Raw genomic sequence first — 21,141 nt, forward strand, 5'->3', positions numbered from 1 at the left:
CAGTCGATAAGTGTGGGCATTTGATGTAAGTGCAGCGTCAATCTTCAGATTGGCGTCTAACTTAAAATATCAAATGTTCACAAGAAATAATGAAATAGGATACTTCTTCGGAAGTAGCCTGTCAGTTTTTTGAGTGAGCGACCCGTCGCAAGACGGTGCCAATAAAATGGCAAAGTAACAGAGATTAAACTGAAGAGTTTGATCCTGGCTCAGATTGAACGCTGGCGGCATGCCTTACACATGCAAGTCGAACGGCAGCACGGAGCTTGCTCTGGTGGCGAGTGGCGAACGGGTGAGTAATATATCGGAACGTACCCTAGAGTGGGGGATAACGTAGCGAAAGTTACGCTAATACCGCATACGATCTAAGGATGAAAGTGGGGGATCGCAAGACCTCATGCTCGTGGAGCGGCCGATATCTGATTAGCTAGTTGGTAGGGTAAAAGCCTACCAAGGCATCGATCAGTAGCTGGTCTGAGAGGACGACCAGCCACACTGGAACTGAGACACGGTCCAGACTCCTACGGGAGGCAGCAGTGGGGAATTTTGGACAATGGGCGAAAGCCTGATCCAGCAATGCCGCGTGAGTGAAGAAGGCCTTCGGGTTGTAAAGCTCTTTTGTCAGGGAAGAAACGGTGAAAGCTAATATCTTTTGCTAATGACGGTACCTGAAGAATAAGCACCGGCTAACTACGTGCCAGCAGCCGCGGTAATACGTAGGGTGCAAGCGTTAATCGGAATTACTGGGCGTAAAGCGTGCGCAGGCGGTTTTGTAAGTCTGATGTGAAATCCCCGGGCTCAACCTGGGAATTGCATTGGAGACTGCAAGGCTAGAATCTGGCAGAGGGGGGTAGAATTCCACGTGTAGCAGTGAAATGCGTAGATATGTGGAGGAACACCGATGGCGAAGGCAGCCCCCTGGGTCAAGATTGACGCTCATGCACGAAAGCGTGGGGAGCAAACAGGATTAGATACCCTGGTAGTCCACGCCCTAAACGATGTCTACTAGTTGTCGGGTCTTAATTGACTTGGTAACGCAGCTAACGCGTGAAGTAGACCGCCTGGGGAGTACGGTCGCAAGATTAAAACTCAAAGGAATTGACGGGGACCCGCACAAGCGGTGGATGATGTGGATTAATTCGATGCAACGCGAAAAACCTTACCTACCCTTGACATGGCTGGAATCCTTGAGAGATCAGGGAGTGCTCGAAAGAGAACCAGTACACAGGTGCTGCATGGCTGTCGTCAGCTCGTGTCGTGAGATGTTGGGTTAAGTCCCGCAACGAGCGCAACCCTTGTCATTAGTTGCTACGAAAGGGCACTCTAATGAGACTGCCGGTGACAAACCGGAGGAAGGTGGGGATGACGTCAAGTCCTCATGGCCCTTATGGGTAGGGCTTCACACGTCATACAATGGTACATACAGAGCGCCGCCAACCCGCGAGGGGGAGCTAATCGCAGAAAGTGTATCGTAGTCCGGATTGTAGTCTGCAACTCGACTGCATGAAGTTGGAATCGCTAGTAATCGCGGATCAGCATGTCGCGGTGAATACGTTCCCGGGTCTTGTACACACCGCCCGTCACACCATGGGAGCGGGTTTTACCAGAAGTAGGTAGCTTAACCGCAAGGAGGGCGCTTACCACGGTAGGATTCGTGACTGGGGTGAAGTCGTAACAAGGTAGCCGTATCGGAAGGTGCGGCTGGATCACCTCCTTTCTAGAGTTTGCACGAGTCAGTAATGATTCACGCATCAAATGTTCACACTTATCGGCTGTTTAATTAAGAAGAAACAGTAGTCGTAGTAGTTCCGCGTTGGGGCTGTAGCTCAGCTGGTTAGAGCACCGTGTTGATAACGCGGGGGTCGTTGGTTCGAGTCCAACCAGCCCTACCAGCAAGACCCGAGTCGTAGAAATATCCTGGGGGATTAGCTCAGCTGGGAGAGCACCTGCTTTGCAAGCAGGGGGTCGTCGGTTCGATCCCGTCATCCTCCACCACGTTTTACTCGAAAGTGCAAATGTAAGCCAGTCAAACAGACCCGGTTTAGATTTGATCTTTTAGCGATCAAAGCTGTTTCGTTCTTTAACAATCTGGAAGAAGTAAAGATTATTTATTGATCAAGTCTATGCGTGCAGCAATGCATAAGGCGACTTGATGGGTAATGATTGTATGTATCAACAAACAAGCAACAACGTTGTACTTTCTTATCCCTGTAGCGCTCTTTCATCATGTAAATGATGAGAGGCTAACGTTATAGGGACAAGCGAATAAGTGCACATGGTGGATGCCTTGGCGATTACAGGCGATGAAGGACGTAGTAGCTTGCGATAAGCTGCGGGGAGTGAGCAAACACACTTTGATCCGCAGATTTCCGAATGGGGCAACCCACCCTTTTAGGGTATTGCATACTGAATACATAGGTATGCAAGGCGAACGCGGCGAACTGAAACATCTAAGTAGCTGCAGGAAAAGAAATCAACCGAGATTCCCAAAGTAGCGGCGAGCGAAATGGGAAGAGCCTGCATGTTTTAGCATGACGCATAACAGAATCCTCTGGAAATAGGAGCCATAGACGGTGATAGCCCGGTACGTGAAATGCGATGTGTGGAACTAAGCATGCGACAAGTAGGGCGGGACACGTGACATCCTGTCTGAATATGGGGGGACCATCCTCCAAGGCTAAATACTCGTAATCGACCGATAGTGAACCAGTACCGTGAGGGAAAGGCGAAAAGAACCCCGGAAGGGGAGTGAAATAGATCCTGAAACCGTGTGCATACAAACAGTAGGAGCGGACTTGTTCCGTGACTGCGTACCTTTTGTATAATGGGTCAGCGACTTACATTCAGTGGCAAGGTTAACCGCATAGGGAAGCCGTAGAGAAATCGAGTCCGAATAGGGCGATCAGTCGCTGGGTGTAGACCCGAAACCAAGTGATCTACTCATGGCCAGGATGAAGGTGCGGTAACACGCCCTGGAGGTCCGAACCCACTAATGTTGAAAAATTAGGGGATGAGCTGTGGGTAGGGGTGAAAGGCTAAACAAACTTGGAAATAGCTGGTTCTCTCCGAAAACTATTTAGGTAGTGCCTCAAGTATCACCATCGGGGGTAGAGCACTGTTATGGCTAGGGGGTCATTGCGACTTACCAAACCATTGCAAACTCCGAATACCGATGAGTGCGAGCTTGGGAGACAGACGTCGGGTGCTAACGTCCGGCGTCAAGAGGGAAACAACCCAGACCGCCAGCTAAGGTCCCAAAGATTGGCTAAGTGGAAAACGAAGTGGGAAGGCTAAAACAGTCAGGATGTTGGCTTAGAAGCAGCCATCATTTAAAGAAAGCGTAATAGCTCACTGATCGAGTCGTCCTGCGCGGAAGATGTAACGGGGCTAAGCCAGTCACCGAAGCTGCGGATATTGTTCTGTGATTTATCACAGATATATATGGTAGGAGAGCGTTCTGTAAGCCTGCGAAGGTGTCTTGTAAAGGATGCTGGAGGTATCAGAAGTGCGAATGCTGACATGAGTAGCGATAATGGGGGTGAAAAGCCTCCACGCCGTAAGCCCAAGGTTTCCTGTTCAACGTTCATCGGAGCAGGGTGAGTCGGCCCCTAAGGCGAGGCAGAGATGCGTAGCTGATGGGAAGCAGGTTAATATTCCTGCACCGTCGTATGATGCGATGGGGGGACGGATCGCGGAAGGTTGTCCAACTGTTGGAATAGTTGGTTTTTGGCTCATAGAAGGCACTTAGGCAAATCCGGGTGCGTAATTCAAGGGGTTGAGACGAGTGCACTTGTGCACGAAGCAATCGGAAGTGGTTCCAAGAAAAGCCTCTAAGCTTCAGTCATACGAGACCGTACCGCAAACCGACACAGGTGGGCGAGATGAGTATTCTAAGGCGCTTGAGAGAACTCGGGAGAAGGAACTCGGCAAATTGGTACCGTAACTTCGGGAAAAGGTACGCCCCGGTAGCTTGATTGGTTTACTCCATGAGGGTGAAAGGGTTGCAATAAACTGGTGGCTGCGACTGTTTAATAAAAACACAGCACTCTGCAAACACGAAAGTGGACGTATAGGGTGTGACGCCTGCCCGGTGCTGGAAGATTAAATGATGGGGTGCAAGCTCTTGATTGAAGTCCCAGTAAACGGCGGCCGTAACTATAACGGTCCTAAGGTAGCGAAATTCCTTGTCGGGTAAGTTCCGACCTGCACGAATGGCGTAACGATGGCCACACTGTCTCCTCCCGAGACTCAGCGAAGTTGAAATGTTTGTGATGATGCAATCTACCCGCGGCTAGACGGAAAGACCCCATGAACCTTTACTGTAGCTTTGCATTGGACTTTGAACCAATCTGTGTAGGATAGGTGGGAGGCTTTGAAGCGGGGACGCTAGTTCTCGTGGAGCCAACCTTGAAATACCACCCTGGTTTGTTTGAGGTTCTAACCTTGGTCCGTTATCCGGATCGGGGACAGTGCATGGTAGGCAGTTTGACTGGGGCGGTCTCCTCCTAAAGTGTAACGGAGGAGTTCGAAGGTACGCTAGATACGGTCGGACATCGTGTTGATAGTGCAATGGCATAAGCGTGCTTAACTGCGAGACTGACAAGTCGAGCAGGTACGAAAGTAGGACATAGTGATCCGGTGGTTCTGTATGGAAGGGCCATCGCTCAACGGATAAAAGGTACTCTGGGGATAACAGGCTGATTCCTCCCAAGAGTTCATATCGACGGGGGAGTTTGGCACCTCGATGTCGGCTCATCACATCCTGGGGCTGTAGCCGGTCCCAAGGGTATGGCTGTTCGCCATTTAAAGTGGTACGTGAGCTGGGTTTAAAACGTCGTGAGACAGTTTGGTCCCTATCTGCCGTGGGCGTTGGAAATTTGAAGGGGGCTGCTCCTAGTACGAGAGGACCGGAGTGGACGTATCTCTGGTGTACCGGTTGTCACGCCAGTGGCATTGCCGGGTAGCTAAATACGGAAGAGATAACCGCTGAAAGCATCTAAGCGGGAAACTTGCCTTGAGATGAGATTTCCCAGAGCCTTGAGCTCTTTGAAGGGTCGTTCGAGACCAGGACGTTGATAGGCTGGGTGTGGAAGTGCAGTAATGCATTAAGCTAACCAGTACTAATTGCCCGTACGGCTTGTCCCTATAACCTTAGCAGGTACAGAGGATAAGACGGTACAACGTTGTGCGTTTGTTGATACTACTATTCATTACCCCAATCTTTGCTTCTTCCAGATTCATGGCTTTGTCGCTCCATTGAGGACAAATGCCAGTACAAGTTATGCCTGATGACCATAGCAAGTTGGTCCCACCCCTTCCCATCCCGAACAGGACCGTGAAACAACTTTGCGCCGATGATAGTGCTGCAACCAGTGTGAAAGTAGGTTATCGTCAGGCTTGTTATTTGCAGTAGAGAAAAACCCGATCAGCAATGGTCGGGTTTTTTTTCGTCTTGCGGTTTTGTTTGGTGCTGGTGCTGGTGTCGGATGACGGCTTGCGGCCTAATTCGACCTACAATGGCGGTATGCGCATTCTGATCATTGAAGACAACCCTGATATTCTCGCCAATCTCTACGCCTATCTGGAACCGAAGGGTCATGTGCTCGATTCGGCCATGAATGGCTATGCCGGCCTGGCCTTGCTGGCCCAGCATGAATACGATGTGATCGTGCTCGATGTCATGCTGCCCGGCCTGACGGGACTGGAACTGTGCCAGAAACTGCGCAGTGAATTGCGCAATAGCACGCCGGTGCTGATGCTGACGGCGCGCGATACCCTGCAAGACAAGGTCGCCGGTTTTGATAGTGGCGCCGATGATTACCTGGTCAAGCCATTCTCGCTGCTGGAACTGGAAATCCGCCTGAAAGCCTTGCTGCGCCGCGCGCGCGGGCAAACGACGGCGGCCGCCGTGCTGGCTGTGGGTGAGCTGCGTTTCGACACGGAAAAATTCGAAGTCCGACGCGCGGGCCAGACCCTGACCTTGACCAGGACCGGTTACATCATCCTGAAATGCCTGATGAACGAAGCGCCCAAGCTGGTGCCGCGCGAGCTGCTCGAACATGAGGTCTGGGGCGATGACCGGCCCGACAGCGATGCCCTGCGCACGCACATCCATGCGCTGCGGCAAGTGCTCGACAAACCGTATGCCTTTCCCATGCTGCGCACCATTCCCGGCATCGGCTATAAATTATTGAGTAGCGATGCGTCCGTTTAAATCGCTGAAGCGGCGCATCATCGTCGCCTACCTGCTGTTTGCTCTCGTGGCGAGCATCTTTTTTGCCATTATCGCCGCCGTTGCCGTCGAGGGTATCGAAGTGCGCCTGGTCGACGAGCGCCTGAAAGAAGTGGCGGCCTGGGCCTCACCCAGGCATGCGGCCGGCTTGTCTGTCGGAATGCCAACTGGCTTGAGCTTTCATCATGCTGAAGATACGCCGTTGCCCTTGCGTGGCCTGGCGCCCGGCATGCACGAGAAAACCGTCGACGGTGTCGATTTGCACGTGCTGGTCGGCAGCGATGTGCATGGGGAATTCGTCGTCATCGATCATGCCACCGAGTATGAAAAGATCGAGCTGGTGGTGTACAGCATGTTTGCCCTTGCTTTTATCGGTTTCCTGATTTGTGCTTCGCTGCTGGGCGCCTTTATCGCCAATCGCTTGATTACGCCAATCATGTCGCTGACGCAGGCCGTCAAGGCCGGACAGGCGGCGTTGCCACTGCAGGACAGTGCCGATGAATTGGGGATATTGGCACGCGCTTTTGCCGAACGTACGGCGGAGTTGACCGAAGTTCTTGACCGTGAACGCTTTTTTACGGGCGATGTCAGTCATGAATTGCGCACGCCGCTGACCGTGATCACGGGGGCGGCGGAAATCCTGATGGAACACGGCGGCGATGACCCGCTGGTGCGCTCCGCCTCCGAACGGATCTACCGGGCTGCGCACGAAGCGAGCGACTCCGTGACGGTGCTGCTGCGCCTGGCGCGCGCGCCGGAATTGCTGGAGTGCACGTCACTCTCCGTGGCGGAACTGGCTCGCCAGGAATGCCTGCGCTGTCAATCATATACGGCAGGCAAACCGCTTACCCTGGTGTTTGCGGATGGCGAGGATTTTCTGGTCAACGCCCCGCGTGAATTGCTGGCCGCCGCCATTGGCAATCTGGTGCGCAATGCCTGCCAGTACACCTTGCAGGGAGAAGTGATCGTGCGCCTGGCCGGACGCGCGCTGATCGTCGAGGATACGGGGCCGGGCTTACCCGAAGCGGCCCGCGCGCGCCTTCTGCATCAACCCGTACCGGCCAATCTGAGTGGTTCATCCGGCACAGGTCTGGGGCTGGGCCTGGTTCAACGCATCTGCCTGTATCTGGGCGCGGACCTGGCGTTCAATGTCCGCCCCGCTGGCGGCACCATGCTGCGGATTGATTTCATTTAAGCCGGCTTTTTGCGAGCACTTAACGAAAACTTAACGCCCTGTTGACGCGCAATTCATGCCGTTACTTGTAAGGTGATTATGGAAGCGCGTCTTGCCCCGTCCGTGTTGTGCGCGGCGCGCAGCGTCATGTTCTCTTCATATTGACACTGTACGATGACTTCCATGGCTGCAATCCTGTGCCGCCAGTCCCTTTCATCTCATTAAGTAATGTGTGCACCCATGCTGGCCAAGCTTAAACTCATCAAAACTCCCAAAGGCATTGATAGCATCCTGATGCTGTCAGCCATGCTGATCGTCTGGATCGGCAATTACAGCAACCTCGACCTCATGATCGCCGACAGTATGTTTGATGGGCAGCGTGGGCAATTTGCCGGCGCTGACAGCGCGTTGGTGGGCAGTTTTCAGTTTGGCATGACCTTGCTTGGCGCCGCCGTGATCGGCCTGGCCATCTGGGATACCTTGCGTCCGCTGGCCTGGCTTGCATCACGCCGCAGTGCCTTGCGCGTCGTGGCCCTGTCGGCCATCTTGGTGCCGCCAAGTATCTATTTGCTCTCCACCTTCAGCGATGTGCCTTGCCCCACGGATTTGCTGCGCTATGGCGGACTGGAACCTTACGCGCGCCTGCTGGAAACATTACCCGCCAGTGCGTCTGCCATGGCTTGCCTGCCGGCGACCCAGGCAAACATTGCCTGGTGGACGCTGGCTTTACCATTGTTCTGCCTGCCAGCACGGCCACGCATGGCGCTTCTGCTGGCAGGGATCATGCTGTTGTGCGGTTTGGCGGCAGGCTGGCAGCAGCAGTTGCAAGGTACGCAATTTTTTACGCACACCTTGTGGTCTGCCTGGATCGCTGCTTTTCTGATATATCTGCTGCATCATTTGTTCCGGGCCGAGGACGCGTTGGCCTGAAACACAAAAGTACGTCACAATCTGCCTGTCTAGTTGTCGTTTCATACAAAAACAGGAGCACCATGAACGAGCAGATTGCGAGAGAAGTGGTATTGGTCCGTGCTATCGAGACGGCCGACCAGAAAAAAGAAGTCCTCAGTGAGGATGACCGCATGTATGCCAGCCGCAGCGCGCGTGAGCTTGCGCAGTGGCAAGCTTCGGGCAAGCAGGCCGAAGTGACAGGTGACGATTTCCTGCAGCAGCGCTCCGAGCTGATCCTCAAGCGCATCACCGAGCGCACCCCCGCCTTCGCTGCGTTTGCGAAGCGTCGCAACGGCATGAAAACCCTGGCGCTGACCTTGCCATTGCTGGCCCTGCTGCTGGGTGCTGGCCTCGACCGTATCACCGATCCGCACCGCGTCGACCTGCTGTCGGCGCCCTTGCTGCTAATCATCGCCTGGAATGTGCTGGTTTACCTGGGCTTGCTGATCTGGCTATGCATCCCCTCGCACTCCCTGGGCTGGCCAAAAGCGGGACTGGTGCGCCACCTGAGCGTGGGCCGCCTGGCCTTGCCGCGCAAACTGCCGCACGCTCTGTCCTCGGGCTTGCTCAGTTTCATGGGGGAATGGGCGCACCTGAGCGCCAAGCTGACGGCCGCGCGCCTGAGCCGTACCATCCATTTGAGCGCCGCCATGTTTGCCATCGGCGCCGTCGCCTCGCTGTATGCGCGCGGCTTCCTGTCGCAATACGCGGCCGGGTGGGAAAGCACCTTTCTGAATGCCAGTCAGGTGCACAGCCTGCTTTCGACCCTGTTTGCGCCGGCGATTGCTCTGTTTCATTTGCAAGGCTTTTCGCTGGCGGAGATCGAAGCGCTGCGTTTCCCGCAAACGACGACCGTCGAAGGCGGCGCGCGCTGGGTGCATTTGTATGCGGCAACGATTTTCCTGCTGGTCGTTGTCCCCCGCCTGATCCTGGCCTTGGTCAACAATTGGCGCTCCGCGCGCCTGGCCAAGGACTTTCCACTGGATCTCGATCAACCGTATTTCCGCAAGCTCAATGAAAGCATCGGCGTGGCCACGGGCGGCATGCTGCGCGTCTTGCCGTACAGCTTTACTGTCGATGAGGCGCGCCACAAGGGATTGGGCCAGCTGTCCATCATGCTGTTTGGCGAGCAGGGGCGCATGATGTTGCGTCCATCGACGTCGTATGGCGAAGAGCCGCAGGAGGTCTTGCGCGGTACCGACTTGAATGATCCGCAAGTCAATATCACGGCCGTGCTGTTCAACCTGACGGCGACGCCGGAAAAGGAAAATCACGGCGCCTTCCTCGATTACTTGGTGCAATCGTCGGCGCGCGGCATCGCCGTCCTGATCGACGAGTCCAGCTATTTGGAGCGTGCTGGCGAGCAGACGGATAATGCCGCCCGCCTGGCGGAAAGAGTCGCCTTGTGGCAACAGTTCTGCCTGTTCCATCAAGCCCCGGCCACCCTGGTCAATTTGCTCAATCCCGCCTTGCACCCGCTCGACGCCGGTGTCGGGCTGAAAGTATCGGCAGCAGCATGAGTGTGAATGTGAATAAAGATATTCAGGATGATGCGGTGCAGATTCAGTTTGCACTGATTTCGCATACGAATAATGGCAAGACCACCCTGGCGCGCACCCTGGTGGGCGTGGATATCGGCGAAGTGCGCGACGCCGCCCACGTGACCGTGTTTGCCGAATCGCACACCTTGCTGGCGACGCCGCAGGGCGATGCCTTGCAATTGTGGGACACGCCTGGCTTTGGCGACTCCGTGCGCTTACTCAAGCGGCTGGGGCAGGCGGGCAATCCCATCGGCTGGTTCCTGCGCGAAGTGCTGGACCGTTATCGCGACCGCCCGTTCTGGCTCAGCCAGCAAGCGCTGCGCACGGCCAAGGATGCGGCCGACGTGGTGCTGTACCTGGTCAATTCCTCGGAGCATCCCAGGGATGCGGGTTATTTGCCGGCGGAAATGAAAATCCTCGAATGGTTGGGCAAGCCCGTGGTGGTCTTGCTCAATCAGATGGGGCCGCCGCGTCCGGGCAATGAGGAACACGGCGAGCAGGCGCGCTGGCGCGAGCATTTACAGCAATATCCGATCGTGCGCGACGTCCTGGCGCTCGATGCCTTTGCTCGCTGCTGGGTACATGAACGCGTGTTTTACGAAGCCGTGGGCAAGTTGTTGCCACAGTCGCAGCAAGCTGGCTATGCGCGCTTGTTTGCTACCTGGCAAACGCAGAATACGGCACGTTTCCAGCAGGCCATGCATTTGCTGGCCACGCAGCTGGCCGTGGCTGGGCAGGATCGCGAAGCCATCGAGCCCGCCTCCAAGGGCTTGCTGAAATCAGCCTTGCAAGTCGTGGGTATCGGCAAGAATGCTGAACAGCAAAGGCAAGAAAAGGCGATGGCCAATCTGGTGGCGCGGCTCAATACGCATAGCGGCGAAACGACGCGTGAATTGTTGATCTTGCACAAACTCGACCCTACCGATGCGCATAAGATCAATACTCGGGTGCGCGATAATTTTGCCGTGCGCGCGCCGATCGACAAGGCGCAAGCGGGGCTGTTGGGCGCCATGATTTCCGGTGCGGCGACGGGCTTGTCGGCTGACCTGATTTCCGGCGGCCTGACCTTGGGCACAGGCGCCTTGCTCGGCGGCGTGGTCGGTGCACTGACGTTTGCGGGCGCAGCCTGGGGTTTTAATTCCGGCACGGACCGCAACGAGCCCACCATGCAATTTACGGATGCCTTCCTGCGTACCCTGGTGGTGGCGGGCGTGCTGCGTTACCTGGCGGTGGCGCATTTTGGCCGTGGCCGCGGCAACTTCGTGGAAAGCGAGGCGCCAGCCTTCTGGCAAGACGAGGTCGAGCAAGCGGTGGCGCGCCATGAAGGCGCATTGGCCGAGTTGTGGAAAGAGGTGCGCCGCGAGAAATCAACTGAAGTGGCGGCCGAGCGTGTGCAGCCCATTATCACGGCGATTACTGCCGATGTGCTGGCGCGTCTGTACCCGGATGTGGCGCAGCAGATGTAAATACGGGCTTCCATCGCCTATTTCCAACAGGGCTTCCCATGAGCACACATAAAATCGCCGTCATCGCCGGCGATGGCATAGGCAATGAAGTCATGCCGGAAGGGCTGCGTGTTGTCGAGGCCGCCGCGCGCCGCTTCAATATCGACTTGCAGTTCACGACCATGGCATGGGCGAATTGCGACTATTACCTCGAGCATGGCCAGATGATGCCCTCGGACTGGTTTGGCCAGCTCAAGGACTTCGACGCGATCTATTTTGGTGCCGTGGGCTGGCCGGACAAAGTGCCTGACCATATTTCCTTATGGGGGTCCCTATTGAAATTCCGGCGCGAGTTCGACGAATACGTCAACTTGCGGCCCGTGCGGCTGATGCCGGGCGTGCCATGCCCGCTAGCGAACAAGAAGCCTGGTGATATCGATTTCTATGTAGTGCGGGAAAATACCGAGGGTGAATATTCGTCCGTGGGCGGGCGCATGTTCGAGGGGACAGAGCGCGAAACGGTGCTGCAGGAATCCGTGTTTACGCGCAAGGGCGTTGACCGTATCCTGAAGTATGCGTTTGAGCTGGCGCAAAGTCGGCCTAAAAAACACCTGACATCGGCGACCAAGTCGAATGGCATCGCGATCAGCATGCCATTCTGGGATGAACGGGTGGAAGCGATGGGTCCTGGCTTTCCCGATGTGCACTGGGATAAATACCATATCGATATCCTGGCAGCCCGTTTCGTGCTCAGCCCGGAGCGTTTCGATGTGGTGGTGGCGTCGAATCTATTTGGCGACATCCTGTCTGACCTGGGCCCCGCGTGCACGGGAACGATCGCCATCGCGCCGTCGGCCAATATCAATCCGGAGCGCACTTTCCCGTCAGTCTTTGAACCGGTGCACGGTTCCGCCCCCGATATCTATGGCCAGAATATCGCCAACCCGATCGGTATGATCTGGTCGGGCGCCATGATGCTCGATTTCCTCGGCAATGGCGACGCCCGGTACACGGCCGCACATGACGCGATTGTGCGCGCCATCGAGCAGGTGCTCGAGCATGGTCCGCGTACGCCGGATATGGGTGGGGGCGCCAGTACGACCGAGGTGGGCATGGCGGTTGCCGAATTGCTGAAATAAAGCTTGCCGCCTGTGGATGGCTTTGCTATAGTTCGCCTCCCCAATGAGACGCAGTCAAATGCGGCACTTGAGGATCACCGGAAACGGCGATGAGCAGGAAAAGAAGGAGTTGACGGATGTAGTGAAATGCTTCATACTCTTCCTTCTTCGCAGCTGACAAACACAACGCTTTGTCAGTAGCGCGAAAGCAGTACAGAATACCGTTCTTTAACAATTAACAGTCGATAAGTGTGGGCATTTGATGTAAGTGCAGCGTCAATCTTCGGATTGGCGTCTAACTTAAAATATCAAATGTTCACAAGAAATAATGAAATAGGATACTTCTTCGGAAGTAGCCTGTCAGTTTTTTGAGTGAGCAAATCTTTTGCAATGCAAAAGATTTGGATGGTAGTGATACTGTCCGACCTGTCAGAAATGACATTAAACAGAGATTAAACTGAAGAGTTTGATCCTGGCTCAGATTGAACGCTGGCGGCATGCCTTACACATGCAAGTCGAACGGCAGCACGGAGCTTGCTCTGGTGGCGAGTGGCGAACGGGTGAGTAATATATCGGAACGTACCCTAGAGTGGGGGATAACGTAGCGAAAGTTACGCTAATACCGCATACGATCTAAGGATGAAAGTGGGGGATCGCAAGACCTCATGCTCGTGGAGCGGCCGATATCTGATTAGCTAGTTGGTAGGGTAAAAGCCTACCAAGGCATCGATCAGTAGCTGGTCTGAGAGGACGACCAGCCACACTGGAACTGAGACACGGTCCAGACTCCTACGGGAGGCAGCAGTGGGGAATTTTGGACAATGGGCGAAAGCCTGATCCAGCAATGCCGCGTGAGTGAAGAAGGCCTTCGGGTTGTAAAGCTCTTTTGTCAGGGAAGAAACGGTGAGAGCTAATATCTTTTGCTAATGACGGTACCTGAAGAATAAGCACCGGCTAACTACGTGCCAGCAGCCGCGGTAATACGTAGGGTGCAAGCGTTAATCGGAATTACTGGGCGTAAAGCGTGCGCAGGCGGTTTTGTAAGTCTGATGTGAAATCCCCGGGCTCAACCTGGGAATTGCATTGGAGACTGCAAGGCTAGAATCTGGCAGAGGGGGGTAGAATTCCACGTGTAGCAGTGAAATGCGTAGATATGTGGAGGAACACCGATGGCGAAGGCAGCCCCCTGGGTCAAGATTGACGCTCATGCACGAAAGCGTGGGGAGCAAACAGGATTAGATACCCTGGTAGTCCACGCCCTAAACGATGTCTACTAGTTGTCGGGTCTTAATTGACTTGGTAACGCAGCTAACGCGTGAAGTAGACCGCCTGGGGAGTACGGTCGCAAGATTAAAACTCAAAGGAATTGACGGGGACCCGCACAAGCGGTGGATGATGTGGATTAATTCGATGCAACGCGAAAAACCTTACCTACCCTTGACATGGCTGGAATCCTTGAGAGATCAGGGAGTGCTCGAAAGAGAACCAGTACACAGGTGCTGCATGGCTGTCGTCAGCTCGTGTCGTGAGATGTTGGGTTAAGTCCCGCAACGAGCGCAACCCTTGTCATTAGTTGCTACGAAAGGGCACTCTAATGAGACTGCCGGTGACAAACCGGAGGAAGGTGGGGATGACGTCAAGTCCTCATGGCCCTTATGGGTAGGGCTTCACACGTCATACAATGGTACATACAGAGCGCCGCCAACCCGCGAGGGGGAGCTAATCGCAGAAAGTGTATCGTAGTCCGGATTGTAGTCTGCAACTCGACTGCATGAAGTTGGAATCGCTAGTAATCGCGGATCAGCATGTCGCGGTGAATACGTTCCCGGGTCTTGTACACACCGCCCGTCACACCATGGGAGCGGGTTTTACCAGAAGTAGGTAGCTTAACCGCAAGGAGGGCGCTTACCACGGTAGGATTCGTGACTGGGGTGAAGTCGTAACAAGGTAGCCGTATCGGAAGGTGCGGCTGGATCACCTCCTTTCTAGAGTTTGCACGAATCAGTAATGATTCACGCATCAAATGTTCACACTTATCGGCTGTTAATATAAAGAACAGCATTTGGGGCTGTAGCTCAGCTGGTTAGAGCACCGTGTTGATAACGCGGGGGTCGTTGGTTCGAGTCCAACCAGCCCTACCAGTTTCTGTAGTCTGGAAATACCCTAGGGGGATTAGCTCAGCTGGGAGAGCACCTGCTTTGCAAGCAGGGGGTCGTCGGTTCGATCCCGTCATCCTCCACCAAAAGTTCAAACGTAAATTAGTGCTGATAAGTGCACTGGGATTTAGGTTTGGTCTTTTCGAGATCAAGTGCTGTATGTTCTTTAACAATCTGGAAGAAGTAAAGATTATTTATTGATCGGTTTGCCGTAAAAAGCAAATCGATGGGTAATGATTGTATGTATCAACAAACAAGCAACAACGTTGTACTTTCTTATCCCTGTAGCGCTCTTTCATCATGCAAATGATGAGAGGCTAACGTTATAGGGACAAGCGAATAAGTGCACATGGTGGATGCCTTGGCGATTACAGGCGATGAAGGACGTAGTAGCTTGCGATAAGCTGCGGGGAGTGAGCAAACACACTTTGATCCGCAGATTTCCGAATGGGGCAACCCACCCTTTTAGGGTATTGCATACTGAATACATAGGTATGCAAGGCGAACGCGGCGAACTGAAACATCTAAGTAGCTGCAGGAAAAGAAATCAACCGAGATTCCCAAAGTAGCGGCGAGCGAAATGGGAAGAGCCTGTACGTGATAGTCGGACCGATAACAGAATCCCCTGGAAATGGGAGCCATAGTGGGTGATAGCCCCGTATGTGAAATTGGACCGGTGATACTAAGCGTACGACAAGTAGGGCGGGACACGTGACATCCTGTCTGAATATGGGGGGACCATCCTCCAAGGCTAAATACTCGTAATCGACCGATAGTGAACCAGTACCGTGAGGGAAAGGCGAAAAGAACCCCGGAAGGGGAGTGAAATAGATCCTGAAACCGTGTGCATACAAACAGTAGGAGCGGACTTGTTCCGTGACTGCGTACCTTTTGTATAATGGGTCAGCGACTTACATTCAGTGGCAAGGTTAACCATATAGGGAAGCCGTAGAGAAATCGAGTCCGAATAGGGCGATCAGTCGCTGGGTGTAGACCCGAAACCAAGTGATCTACTCATGGCCAGGATGAAGGTGCGGTAACACGCCCTGGAGGTCCGAACCCACTAATGTTGAAAAATTAGGGGATGAGCTGTGGGTAGGGGTGAAAGGCTAAACAAACTTGGAAATAGCTGGTTCTCTCCGAAAACTATTTAGGTAGTGCCTCAAGTATCACCATCGGGGGTAGAGCACTGTTATGGCTAGGGGTCATTGCGACTTACCAAACCATTGCAAACTCCGAATACCGATGAGTGCGAGCTTGGGAGACAGACGTCGGGTGCTAACGTCCGGCGTCAAGAGGGAAACAACCCAGACCGCCAGCTAAGGTCCCAAAGATTGGCTAAGTGGAAAACGAAGTGGGAAGGCTAAAACAGTCAGGATGTTGGCTTAGAAGCAGCCATCATTTAAAGAAAGCGTAATAGCTCACTGATCGAGTCGTCCTGCGCGGAAGATGTAACGGGGCTAAGCCAGTCACCGAAGCTGCGGATATCCTTTATTGGATATGGTAGGAGAGCGTTCTGTAAGCCTGCGAAGGTGTCTTGTAAAGGATGCTGGAGGTATCAGAAGTGCGAATGCTGACATGAGTAGCGATAATGGGGGTGAAAAGCCTCCACGCCGTAAGCCCAAGGTTTCCTGTTCAACGTTCATCGGAGCAGGGTGAGTCGGCCCCTAAGGCGAGGCAGAGATGCGTAGCTGATGGGAAGCAGGTTAATATTCCTGCACCGTCGTATGATGCGATGGGGGACGGATCGCGGAAGGTTGTCCAACTGTTGGAATAGTTGGTTTTTGGCTCATAGAAGGTACTTAGGCAAATCCGGGTACGGAATTCAAGGGGTTGAGACGAGTGCACTTGTGCATGAAGCAATCGGAAGTGGTTCCAAGAAAAGCCTCTAAGCTTCAGTCATACGAGACCGTACCGCAAACCGACACAGGTGGGCGAGATGAGTATTCTAAGGCGCTTGAGAGAACTCGGGAGAAGGAACTCGGCAAATTGGTACCGTAACTTCGGGAAAAGGTACGCCCCGGTAGCTTGAATGGTTTACTCCATGAGGGTGAAAGGGTTGCAATAAACTGGTGGCTGCGACTGTTTAATAAAAACACAGCACTCTGCAAACACGAAAGTGGACGTATAGGGTGTGACGCCTGCCCGGTGCTGGAAGATTAAATGATGGGGTGCAAGCTCTTGATTGAAGTCCCAGTAAACGGCGGCCGTAACTATAACGGTCCTAAGGTAGCGAAATTCCTTGTCGGGTAAGTTCCGACCTGCACGAATGGCGTAACGATGGCCACACTGTCTCCTCCCGAGACTCAGCGAAGTTGAAATGTTTGTGATGATGCAATCTACCCGCGGCTAGACGGAAAGACCCCATGAACCTTTACTGTAGCTTTGCATTGGACTTTGAACCAATCTGTGTAGGATAGGTGGGAGGCTTTGAAGCGGGGACGCTAGTTCTCGTGGAGCCAACCTTGAAATACCACCCTGGTTTGTTTGAGGTTCTAACCTTGGTCCGTTATCCGGATCGGGGACAGTGCATGGTAGGCAGTTTGACTGGGGCGGTCTCCTCCTAAAGTGTAACGGAGGAGTTCGAAGGTACGCTAGATACGGTCGGACATCGTGTTGATAGTGCAATGGCATAAGCGTGCTTAACTGCGAGACTGACAAGTCGAGCAGGTACGAAAGTAGGACATAGTGATCCGGTGGTTCTGTATGGAAGGGCCATCGCTCAACGGATAAAAGGTACTCTGGGGATAACAGGCTGATTCCTCCCAAGAGTTCATATCGACGGGGGAGTTTGGCACCTCGATGTCGGCTCATCACATCCTGGGGCTGTAGCCGGTCCCAAGGGTATGGCTGTTCGCCATTTAAAGTGGTACGTGAGCTGGGTTTAAAACGTCGTGAGACAGTTTGGTCCCTATCTGCCGTGGGCGTTGGAAATTTGAAGGGGGCTGCTCCTAGTACGAGAGGACCGGAGTGGACGTATCTCTGGTGTACCGGTTGTCACGCCAGTGGCATTGCCGGGTAGCTAAATACGGAAGAGATAACCGCTGAAAGCATCTAAGCGGGAAACTTGCCTTGAGATGAGATTTCCCAGAGCCTTGAGCTCTTTGAAGGGTCGTTCGAGACCAGGACGTTGATAGGCTGGGTGTGGAAGTGCAGTAATGCATTAAGCTAACCAGTACTAATTGCCCGTACGGCTTGTCCCTATAACCTTAGCAGGTACAGAGGATAAGACGGTACAACGTTGCGTGTTTGTTGATACTACAATTCATTACCCTAATCTTTGCTTCTTCCAGATTCAGGCTTTGTCGCTCCATTGAGGACAAATGCCAGTACAAGTTATGCCTGATGACCATAGCAAGTTGGTCCCACCCCTTCCCATCCCGAACAGGACCGTGAAACAACTTTGCGCCGATGATAGTGCTGCAACCAGTGTGAAAGTAGGTTATCGTCAGGCTTGTTATTTGGTGAAACACCCCCCGGCTGTTTCACCTAGAGAAAAACCCGTCAAGCAATTGGCGGGTTTTTTTTCGTCTGGCGCGTTTATCGCTGTAAAAGCGCCATTTTTAGCCCCATCTTCAGACAAATTCGTATATAATTCGCCTCCTCAGATCAGATGGTTTGCTGCCCCGTTGGGAGCAGGCTGTTGAAAAAGTTATGCCTGATGACCATAGCAAGTTGGTCCCACCCCTTCCCATCCCGAACAGGACCGTGAAACAACTTTGCGCCGATGATAGTGCTGCAACCAGTGTGAAAGTAGGTTATCGTCAGGCTTGTTATATAAAAAAACCCCGCTAGGTGCGGGGTTTTTTTTCGTCTGCAACGTTCATGGGATCAGATGCCCCAGGTAATGCTTTCACCTTCCGCCTTGGCCGAGCGCAGCATCTCCATCAAGGGATAGGCGCGCTGCGAAAAATGTACCTTTTGCGCGCGCGCATGGGTGCCCGTTTCGCCATCTTCCAGCGTTTCCGGCGTATGGGTATCGTGCTCGATGTCATTTTCCGGATGCAATTTGCTTTCCGCGACTTCTTTTTCCAGCAGGGCCAGGGCATCCCCTGCTTCCGTTGGCGTGATGACGCCGCGCGTGGGGTTCTTGTGCAGGATGTCGAGGATACGCTGGGCATGTTCCTGATACATCAGTACTTCAGGGGAGGATTTGGATTTGAATGAGATCAACATAAGCGCTTTCTGAAACTTGTTGTTAGTGTCGAAACAATATCACGACTTGAAATATCGCACAGGCTGTCCGATTGCGCGGACTGCACATTTGCGGGCCGGATATCGCCATCTGTTGGACAACGCACGTATTTACAAGGGCGGCTGTTCCAGGAAACTGCCTGTTTAAGCGATCGTTAAGTCTCAATCCAGTTTCACCGAGTCCATGAAGGTGTCGATGGTGTCACGCGACAGCTTGCGCTCTTCACCGAGAATGATGATCTGGAAGATGTGCTTGTCCTGTGCCACAAAACGGCCGACCAGCACCACAGGCTTGCCTTGCTGCGTGCCGCTGGCCTCGATGCTGAGTGAACTGCGCTGATGTATTCCGGCAGCAGTGCTGCTGGCTGCCGATGCGGATTTTTCGCTGCGCACAGTGCCGTTGATATTTTTCAACAGGGCGGTTTGCATGGCGGGCAGGGCCGCTTGCGCCTGTTCCGTACTGTCGAGCACGGCGCTGCCGATGGCGAAGGTATTGCCATCAACCTCGCTGGCCGTCATGGTCAGGCTGACTTTCTTGCCATCGAGATCGATCTCGCGCGTCAGCACGGCCGGCTTGCCTGGAAACAGGGCCGTGAACTGGGCGTCGGGGCTGCGATAGTCGCGCCAGTCGAATTTCGGACTGCAGGCAGACAGGATGCTGGCGGCCGCGAGCGTAGCCAGCAAGAGAGCAAGTGATGGTTTTTTCATCAGCAGATGGTAGCAGTGCCGCCAGTCACGCGCAATCGCGCACGTGTGGCGTTCATTGCACTCCTTACATTTCACGCAGTACGCGCCGGTATTGAATCGCTTCGGCGACATGCGGCTGCGTGATTGCGGGGCTGCCTGCCAGGTCGGCGATGCTGCGCGCCACGCGCAGTACCCGGTGGTAGGTGCGCGCCGACCAGTGCAGGCGTGCCATGGCGTCATGCAGCAACTGCTCACCATGTGGCTCCAGGCGACAATGCTGTTCGATTTCCATGCTGCTCAGGCGCTGGTTCGCTTTCCCCTGGCGTGCCAGTTGCAGGGCAAAGGCTGCCGCTACCCGCGTGGCGATGGCTTGCGTGCTTTCGCCGGCGCCTGCGTGCCGCCCCAGCGCCGCCGGTGGCATGGCGGCAACTTCGATTTGCAGGTCGATACGGTCGAGCAGCGGGCCGGACAGGCGACTGTGATAGCGCAGCACGGCGTCGGGCGTACAGCGGCAACGGCCGGAAGCGTGGCCCAGATAGCCGCACGGGCAGGGATTCATGGCGGCGATCAACTGAAAGCGGGCAGGAAACTCGGCCTGGCGGGCCGCACGCGAAATGCTGATGACGCCCGATTCCATGGGTTGGCGCAAGACATCGAGGACCCGGCGCTGGAATTCGGCGATTTCATCGAGAAACAACACACCGCAGTGCGCCAGCGAGATTTCTCCTGGGCGCGGCACGTTGCCGCCGCCCACCAGGGCCACGCCGGACGCCGTCTGGTGCGGGGCACGATATGGGCGGCGTTTCCAGTGTTCCACCTTGAAGTGGCCGCCCAGCGAATGCACGGCGGCCGATTCCAGCGCCTCTGCATCGCTCATGGGCGGCAGCACGCCGGGAAACCGGCTGGCCAGCATGGTCTTGCCCGCGCCAGGCGGCCCCACCATCAGCACGTTGTGGCCACCTGCGGCGGCCACCTCCAGTGCGCGTCGCGCCTGCTGCTGCCCCTGCACATCGGCAAAGTCGGGATACGCAAAAGCGTGCGCTGCCAGCACAGGCTGATGGCGTTGCAGGGCCGTCTGGCTGGCGGGCGCGGCAAAATGCGCGCAGACCTCGAGCAGGCTGTGGGCGGGATAGATGCAGGCATCGCTGACCAGCGCCGCCTCGTCCGCGTTCGCCTGCGGCAGGATGAAGGCGCGTGGTGTGCCCGATTGGCTGCGCTGCATGGCAAAGGTCATGGCCAGTGCGCCGCGGATGGGACGTAGCTGCCCCGACAGTGACAGTTCGCCCGCGAATTCGTAGTGGTGTAATTGCTCATCTGGCAACTGGCCGGAGGCGGCCAGGATGCCCAGCGCAATGGGCAAGTCGAAGCGGCCCGATTCCTTGGGCAAGTCCGCCGGCGCCAGATTGGCCGTGATGCGCCGCGCCGGCATCTCAAAGCCGCAGTTTTGCAGCGCGGCGCGGACGCGGTCGCGCGATTCCTTCACTTCCGTATCCGGCAGGCCAACTATCGTAAACGAGGGCAAGCCATTGGCAAGGTGGACTTCGACACTTACCTCGGGTGCCTCCATGCCGGCCAGGGCGCGGCTTTTCAGGACGGCCAGACTCATCAGACTCCCCTGTGGCGCGAGCGCGGTCAGGATCAGT

Annotated in this window: 9 protein-coding genes, 4 tRNA genes and 7 rRNA genes; 17 read left to right on the forward strand and 3 right to left on the reverse strand. The window is 54.8% G+C overall.

Features of this window, described 5'->3' with window-relative positions; all coding sequences use genetic code 11:
• Window positions 1–186 precede the first annotated feature (186 nt).
• From CNX70_RS04525 to rrf (CNX70_RS04605), 17 genes are all read left to right on the forward strand, one after another.
• Window positions 187–1,717: ribosomal RNA gene (locus tag CNX70_RS04525) — 16S ribosomal RNA — on the forward strand.
• Window positions 1,718–1,815: 98 nt separating this feature from the next.
• Window positions 1,816–1,892: transfer RNA gene (locus tag CNX70_RS04530), tRNA-Ile, on the forward strand.
• A 27-nt stretch (window positions 1,893–1,919) separates the two neighbouring features.
• Window positions 1,920–1,995 (forward strand) — tRNA-Ala (locus CNX70_RS04535).
• 260 nt (window positions 1,996–2,255) lie between these two features.
• A 23S ribosomal RNA gene (locus CNX70_RS04540) occupies window positions 2,256–5,145 on the forward strand.
• A 139-nt stretch (window positions 5,146–5,284) separates the two neighbouring features.
• Window positions 5,285–5,397, forward strand: a 5S ribosomal RNA gene (gene rrf, locus CNX70_RS04545).
• Together the 16S, 23S and 5S rRNA genes with 2 tRNA genes alongside form the textbook arrangement of a ribosomal RNA operon.
• 127 nt (window positions 5,398–5,524) lie before the next feature.
• The gene (locus CNX70_RS04550) at window positions 5,525–6,214 is read left to right on the forward strand and encodes a response regulator transcription factor (RefSeq protein WP_096238272.1); all 690 of its coding nucleotides are present in this window, start codon (window positions 5,525–5,527) and stop codon (window positions 6,212–6,214) included.
• A complete protein-coding gene (locus tag CNX70_RS04555; protein ID WP_096233740.1) occupies window positions 6,201–7,427 on the forward strand; it encodes a sensor histidine kinase in 1,227 nt (408 codons plus the stop codon). The genes CNX70_RS04550 and CNX70_RS04555 overlap by 14 nt, the downstream gene beginning before the upstream one ends.
• 273 nt (window positions 7,428–7,700) lie before the next feature.
• Window positions 7,701–8,336, forward strand: coding sequence for a phosphatase PAP2 family protein (locus tag CNX70_RS04560; RefSeq protein ID WP_167389612.1), 636 nt, complete (start codon window positions 7,701–7,703; stop codon window positions 8,334–8,336).
• A 62-nt stretch (window positions 8,337–8,398) separates the two neighbouring features.
• The gene (locus CNX70_RS04565) at window positions 8,399–9,877 is read left to right on the forward strand and encodes a DUF2868 domain-containing protein (protein WP_096233742.1); all 1,479 of its coding nucleotides are present in this window, start codon (window positions 8,399–8,401) and stop codon (window positions 9,875–9,877) included.
• Entirely contained in the window at window positions 9,874–11,364 is a 1,491-nt protein-coding gene (locus tag CNX70_RS04570; RefSeq protein WP_096233743.1) for a DUF3482 domain-containing protein, read from the forward strand. The genes CNX70_RS04565 and CNX70_RS04570 overlap by 4 nt, the downstream gene beginning before the upstream one ends.
• A gap of 38 nt (window positions 11,365–11,402) precedes the next feature.
• Window positions 11,403–12,482 (forward strand): tartrate dehydrogenase, encoded by a 1,080-nt coding sequence (locus CNX70_RS04575; RefSeq protein WP_096233744.1) that lies wholly within the window; start codon window positions 11,403–11,405, stop codon window positions 12,480–12,482.
• Window positions 12,483–12,915: 433 nt separating this feature from the next.
• Window positions 12,916–14,446 (forward strand): 16S ribosomal RNA (locus CNX70_RS04580).
• 79 nt (window positions 14,447–14,525) lie between these two features.
• A tRNA-Ile gene (locus CNX70_RS04585) sits at window positions 14,526–14,602 on the forward strand.
• 25 nt (window positions 14,603–14,627) lie between these two features.
• Window positions 14,628–14,703 (forward strand) — tRNA-Ala (locus CNX70_RS04590).
• Window positions 14,704–14,946: 243 nt separating this feature from the next.
• A 23S ribosomal RNA gene (locus CNX70_RS04595) occupies window positions 14,947–17,820 on the forward strand.
• Between the two features lie 138 nt (window positions 17,821–17,958).
• Window positions 17,959–18,071, forward strand: a 5S ribosomal RNA gene (rrf, locus tag CNX70_RS04600).
• A 203-nt stretch (window positions 18,072–18,274) separates the two neighbouring features.
• Window positions 18,275–18,387 (forward strand): 5S ribosomal RNA (gene rrf / locus CNX70_RS04605).
• 61 nt (window positions 18,388–18,448) lie between these two features.
• On the opposite strand, the gene CNX70_RS04610 is transcribed toward rrf (CNX70_RS04605), so the two are convergent.
• The 3 genes from CNX70_RS04610 to CNX70_RS04620 form a co-directional block, all read right to left on the reverse strand.
• Window positions 18,449–18,793: a DUF1840 domain-containing protein gene (locus tag CNX70_RS04610; protein ID WP_071079548.1), complete on the reverse strand. Its 345-nt coding sequence runs from the start codon at window positions 18,791–18,793 to the stop codon at window positions 18,449–18,451.
• A gap of 180 nt (window positions 18,794–18,973) precedes the next feature.
• Window positions 18,974–19,519 carry a hypothetical protein gene (locus CNX70_RS04615; protein ID WP_096233745.1) on the reverse strand — a complete coding sequence of 182 codons (546 nt, stop codon included), beginning with the start codon at window positions 19,517–19,519 and terminating at the stop codon, window positions 18,974–18,976.
• Window positions 19,520–19,583: 64 nt separating this feature from the next.
• Window positions 19,584–21,104: a YifB family Mg chelatase-like AAA ATPase gene (locus tag CNX70_RS04620; RefSeq protein ID WP_096233746.1), complete on the reverse strand. Its 1,521-nt coding sequence runs from the start codon at window positions 21,102–21,104 to the stop codon at window positions 19,584–19,586.
• Window positions 21,105–21,141: the final 37 nt, after the last annotated feature.

It is taken from the genome of Janthinobacterium svalbardense (assembly GCF_002327145.1).
Taxonomy (GTDB): domain Bacteria; phylum Pseudomonadota; class Gammaproteobacteria; order Burkholderiales; family Burkholderiaceae_D; genus Janthinobacterium; species Janthinobacterium tructae.

Excerpts from the sequence above, each read along its gene's own strand:
- CNX70_RS04550 (WP_096238272.1), top strand. The coding sequence starts at position 5,525 with ATGCGCATTCTGATCATTGAAGACAACCCTGATATTCTCGCCAATCTC.
- CNX70_RS04555 (WP_096233740.1), top strand. The coding sequence starts at position 6,201 with ATGCGTCCGTTTAAATCGCTGAAGCGGCGCATCATCGTCGCCTACCTG.
- CNX70_RS04560 (WP_167389612.1), top strand. The coding sequence starts at position 7,701 with ATGCTGTCAGCCATGCTGATCGTCTGGATCGGCAATTACAGCAACCTC.
- CNX70_RS04565 (WP_096233742.1), top strand. The coding sequence starts at position 8,399 with ATGAACGAGCAGATTGCGAGAGAAGTGGTATTGGTCCGTGCTATCGAG.
- CNX70_RS04570 (WP_096233743.1), top strand. The coding sequence starts at position 9,874 with ATGAGTGTGAATGTGAATAAAGATATTCAGGATGATGCGGTGCAGATT.
- CNX70_RS04575 (WP_096233744.1), top strand. The coding sequence starts at position 11,403 with ATGAGCACACATAAAATCGCCGTCATCGCCGGCGATGGCATAGGCAAT.
- CNX70_RS04610 (WP_071079548.1), bottom strand. The coding sequence starts at position 18,793 with ATGTTGATCTCATTCAAATCCAAATCCTCCCCTGAAGTACTGATGTAT.
- CNX70_RS04615 (WP_096233745.1), bottom strand. The coding sequence starts at position 19,519 with ATGAAAAAACCATCACTTGCTCTCTTGCTGGCTACGCTCGCGGCCGCC.
- CNX70_RS04620 (WP_096233746.1), bottom strand. The coding sequence starts at position 21,104 with ATGAGTCTGGCCGTCCTGAAAAGCCGCGCCCTGGCCGGCATGGAGGCA.